Below are 4,266 nucleotides of genomic sequence, written 5' to 3'. Positions count from 1 at the left end.
GTCCAGCCGGGGTCAAAAACAACTCGCCTTCGGCTCAAACAAGTTTTTGCCCTGATCCGTCTGGCCCTGCGCTCCTCGGCGCATCCACAAGGGCCAATCGGGAGCGGGGACTGAAGGCCGAAAACAAAAGACAAATACCAACAAGGACTCGCCACGGCGAGTCCTTGTTTCTTGCGGTCTTCGGGGTTCTGTCTTTGGCAGTTTGGGTATTCGGTTTTGGTATTCCTCTCCCCACCCCCTTCTGTATGCGCCGAGGAGCGCAGGTTCAGGCGGATCAGGGATCGCGATTGTCTGAGCGAAGCGAGTTCGAGCGAGACCCCGTCTGGTCCGAGCACCGCAGGTTGCCCGTAGCGAAGCGAAGGGACGCAGACAGCAGGGTCGCCTTTTCTTTTGCTTACTTTGCTTTTGGCGAAGCAAAAGAAAAGTGAGTTGCCGCCGGGCAACCCCCGGCCAACTACCCTCAGCAAAGAGCACGTAGCCGGAGCAAGAACCGGTGAAGAAAAAACCTCACCGGCCAAGATACACCTCAATAACCCGCTCATCCGCCTGAACCTGATCAAGCGTCCCCTGCGCCAACACAGACCCATCACACAGCACGGTCACGATCTCCGAAATCGTCTTGATAAAGCTCATGTCATGCTCCACCACCATCAGCGAATGCTTGCCCTTGAGTGTCAAGAACAGCTCTGCCGTGCGTGCCGTTTCTTCATCGGTCATGCCAGCCACCGGCTCGTCGAGCAGCAGCAGCTTCGGGTCCTGCATCAACAGCATGCCGATCTCCAGCCACTGCTTTTGCCCATGGCTCAGGTTGCCGGCCATACGGCCCACACTGTCTGCCAGGTGAATCGTCACCAGGATCTCGGCCAGCCTGTCGCTTTGTGTTGAATCGAGCTTGAAGAACATCGAATGCTTCACGCCCTTGTTGGTCTTGAGCGCGAGCTCCAGGTTTTCAAACACGGTGAGCTGCTCAAACACCGTGGGCTTCTGGAACTTGCGGCCTATCCCCAGCTGGGCGATTTCGGCTTCCTTGTGGCGCAGCAGGTCAATCGTGCTGCCGAAAAACACCGTGCCTTCATCGGGCCGGGTCTTGCCGGTGATGATATCCATCATGGTTGTCTTGCCGGCGCCATTGGGGCCGATGATGCAGCGCAGCTCGCCGGGCGCAATGTCCAGGCTCAGCTTGTTGATGGCCTTGAAGCCGTCGAAGCTGACGCTCACATCTTCCAGGTACAGGATACGACCGTGGGTAACGTCTACCTCGCCGGTGGCATGAGCAATACGGCGGCCGCTGGCACTGCGACCACCGGATTCGGTATTGGCTTTGCCGGCATCCAGTGCGGCCAGGCGTTCTTCAATGCGGCGTGCGCCTTGTTCGAGCAGATCGGGAGTCATTTGCCACCCCCTTTACGAAGCTTCTTGACCAGGCCCACCACGCCGTCAGGCAGGAACAGCGTGACGCTGATGAAAAGTGCCCCCAGAAAGTACAGCCAGAATTCGGGATACGCCACCGTGAGCCAGCTCTTGGCGCCGTTGACGATAAAGGCACCCACAATCGGCCCGATCAAACTGGCGCGCCCGCCCACTGCGGCCCAGATGGCAATTTCAATCGAGTTGGCCGGGCTCATTTCGCTCGGGTTGATGATGCCGACCTGCGGCACATACAAGGCACCGGCCACACCGCACATGATGGCCGAAATCACCCAGATCGTGAGCTTGTAGCCCAGCGGGCTGTAGCCGGAGAACATCACACGCGTTTCGGCGTCACGAATGGCCTGCAGCACACGGCCAAATTTGCTGCCCACCAGCCATTTGGCAAACAAAAAGAAGCCGAGCAGCGTAAGGCCCGTCATGATGAACAGCGTCATGCGCATCGACGGCGTGGCGATCGGGATGTTGAGAATGCGTTTGAAGTCGGTAAAGCCGTTGTTGCCGCCAAAACCGGTTTCATTGCGAAAGAACAGCAGCATGGCCGCAAACGTCATGGCCTGGGTGATGATGGAAAAGTAAACGCCCTTGATGCGCGAGCGGAAGGCAAAGAAGCCAAACACAAAGGCAATGATGCCCGGCACCGCCACAATCAAAAACAGGGTGGCGGCAAAGCTGTCGCTGAAAGTCCAGTGCCAGGGCAAGGTCTTCCAGTCAAGGAACACCATGAAGTCGGGCAGGTCGCTTTTGTAATTGCCGTCGCGGCCAMTCTGGCGCATGAGGTACATGCCCATGGCGTAGCCGCCCAGTGCAAAGAACACGCCATGCCCCAGCGAGAGGATGCCGGTGTAGCCCCAGATCAAGTCCATGGCCAACGCGCAGATGGCGTAGCACATGATCTTGCCGAGCAGCGCCACGGCGTAGGTGCTCATGTGGAACACGCTGCCCTCGGGCACCCACAGGTTGAGGATGGGCGCAATGGCGCAGACGGCGATCAGTGCCATCATGAAGGCGCTCCAGCCGCCGCGCGTAAGCAGTGGGCCCTTGGCCGGAAGGTGCACGATAGTTGGCATCGGGGTCATGGTGGCCGTCATCTCAGGCCTCCGCACTGCGGCCCTTCATCGCGAAGATGCCCTGCGGCCGCTTCTGGATGAAGATGATGATGAACACCAGCACGGCAATCTTGGCCAGCACGGCGCCCGTCCAGCCTTCGAGGAATTTGTTGAGAATGCCCAGGCCCATCGCGGCATACACCGTGCCCGCCAGCTGGCCCACGCCGCCCAGCACCACCACCATGAACGAATCCACGATGTAGCCCTGGCCCAGGTCCGGCCCCACGTTGCCCACCTGGCTCAGCGCGCAGCCCGCCAGGCCGGCAATGCCCGAGCCCAGCGCGAAGGCGTAAGTATCAACGCGGGCCGTGTTCACACCCATGCAAGAGGCAATCGGCCGGTTCTGCGTGACGCCGCGCACAAACAGGCCCAGCCGCGTGCGGCTGATCAGCCAGGCCACGCCCAGCAGCACCGCCACGGCAAACACAATGATGACCAGCCGGTTGTAAGGCAGCGAAAGATTGCCCAGCACCTGCACGCCGCCGCTCATCCACACCGGGTTTTCAACCCCGACGTTTTGCGCGCCAAAAATCGAGCGCACCAGTTGCTGCAGCATCAGGCTGATACCCCAGGTGGCCAGCAGTGTCTCCAGCGGGCGGCCATAGAGGAAGCGAATCACGCTGCGTTCCAGCGCCGCACCCATCAGCGCCGAGGCCATGAAAGCCACCGGCACCGCGGCCAGCAAATACCAGTCAAACGCGCCGGGAAAGTATTTCTGGAACACGCCCTGCACCACGTAGGTGGCATAGGCGCCAATCATCATCAGCTCGCCGTGCGCCATATTGATGACGCCCATCAACCCGTAAGTGATGGCCAACCCCAGCGCCACCAGCAGCAAGATGCTGCCCAGGCTGATGCCGCTGAAAATCGCGCCCAGCTTGTTGCCCCACTCCAGTGAGGCCTCAACCTTGGCCAGCGCGGCTTGAAGGGCCACCTTCACGTCGGCATCGGCCTCGGTGCCTAGGCGTTCTATCAGCACCGTTTTGGTATTGGGGTTCTTGCTGCCGGCCAGCTGCGCGGCGGCTTCCAGGCGCTTGGCCTTGTCGGTGCTGCCCAGCATGATGGCGGCGCGCATCAGCTCAAGCTGGTTCTTCAGCTCGGGCACGGTTTCAGCCGCGTAGGCTTTTTCAATCAACGGAAGCCGCGCTTCGTCGTTGTCACCGCCCAGCGTCTTGATCGCATCGCGCCGCTGCTTCTCGTCTTTGGAAAACAGCTTCAACGCGGCCAGCGCGTTGTCGATCTCGCTGCGCATCAGGTTGGGGTTGATCACGTCTTCAGCATCAGCCGGCAGCGGCACCTCGGCGCCGGTGATCGGGTCAAAGGCTTTGTCGTCTTTCACAACAAAAACCTTGTCGCCCTTGGTTTTCACCGCATCGTCAGACAGCGCCTGTATGAACGCGGCCGTCTTCTCGTCGGCCTTGGCAGCGGCCTTTCCCAAGGCCTCCACACGCGCCTCCGTTTCGCCAATTGACATGCCTTTTACCTCCTCAGGACTTAAGGCATAAGCGCGAGCAGCTATCAAAAGCGTAGCAAGAAAGAGTAGGCGGAGAAGTGGGTAACGGAGCATAGGGGAAAGAACCTGTAGGTTGGGCACAGCACGCAACCGTGTTGCGCCCAGACTGCAACTTCCTTGGGGGCACCGGTCTTACTCACCAAGAGCAAGAACCGGACCGTAGACGCCCAAAGGCGTCAAGACAGGAAGAAGCGTAGCGAGCGGACCGAGGTGGGG

4 protein-coding genes are annotated in these 4,266 nt (G+C 60.0%); 1 reads left to right on the top strand and 3 read right to left on the bottom strand.

The window, feature by feature from the left end:
* A partial coding sequence (locus tag AC1D1X_RS16875) for a hypothetical protein (RefSeq protein ID WP_477698709.1) occupies positions 1–428 on the top strand: 428 nt, incomplete at its 5' end.
* Positions 429–507: 79 nt separating this feature from the next.
* Here AC1D1X_RS16875 and urtD read toward each other — a convergent pair.
* From urtD to urtB, 3 genes are read right to left on the bottom strand one after another with little or no spacing between them, the layout of a single operon-like run.
* Positions 508–1,392: an urea ABC transporter ATP-binding protein UrtD gene (gene urtD / locus AC1D1X_RS16870; RefSeq protein WP_477668172.1), complete on the bottom strand. Its 885-nt coding sequence runs from the start codon at positions 1,390–1,392 to the stop codon at positions 508–510.
* Positions 1,389–2,507 (bottom strand): urea ABC transporter permease subunit UrtC, encoded by a 1,119-nt coding sequence (gene urtC / locus AC1D1X_RS16865; protein WP_477698708.1) that lies wholly within the window; start codon positions 2,505–2,507, stop codon positions 1,389–1,391. The genes urtD and urtC overlap by 4 nt, the downstream gene beginning before the upstream one ends.
* Before the next feature lie 13 nt (positions 2,508–2,520).
* Positions 2,521–4,104 (bottom strand): urea ABC transporter permease subunit UrtB, encoded by a 1,584-nt coding sequence (gene urtB / locus AC1D1X_RS16860; RefSeq protein ID WP_477668174.1) that lies wholly within the window; start codon positions 4,102–4,104, stop codon positions 2,521–2,523.
* Between the last annotated feature and the right edge of the window lie 162 nt (positions 4,105–4,266).

Source organism: Polaromonas sp. P1_G4 (assembly GCF_056405475.1).
Note: the sequence above shows the minus strand (reverse complement) of the source record. Positions and strands in the feature narration are given on the sequence as shown.

Excerpts from the sequence above, each read along its gene's own strand:
- urtB (WP_477668174.1), bottom strand. The coding sequence starts at position 4,104 with ATGCTCCGTTACCCACTTCTCCGCCTACTCTTTCTTGCTACGCTTTTG.
- urtD (WP_477668172.1), bottom strand. The coding sequence starts at position 1,392 with ATGACTCCCGATCTGCTCGAACAAGGCGCACGCCGCATTGAAGAACGC.